Annotated in this window: 1 pseudogene; it reads right to left on the bottom strand. The window is 61.9% G+C overall.

Annotated features, from left to right (window positions below):
* Nucleotides 1-263: pseudogene (locus Q4563_RS19790) on the bottom strand (tRNA dimethylallyltransferase); the annotation flags it as partial.
* Nucleotides 264-273 lie beyond the last annotated feature (10 nt).

Raw genomic sequence — 273 nt, 5'->3', positions numbered from 1 at the left:
GCTTCAGCCAACAGCTGGCTGCGCACCACATCATCCGCACGCGGCAGGTCGGCAGCCCCATCACGCAGGAACTTGAAGTACATCATGGTGCCGCCCACCAGCAACGGAATCCGTCCCTGGGCACTGATATCCGCCATTTCACGCAGCGCATCCTCGCGAAAACGGGCAGCAGAATAAGGCTCGGCCGGATCACACAGATTGATCAGCCGGTGCGGTGCCTGGGCCAGCATCGCCGCATCCGGTTTGGCGGTGCCGATGTCCATATCCCTGTAC

The sequence above is a fragment of the Gilvimarinus sp. 1_MG-2023 genome (assembly GCF_030548285.1).
Note: the sequence above shows the minus strand (reverse complement) of the source record. Positions and strands in the feature narration are given on the sequence as shown.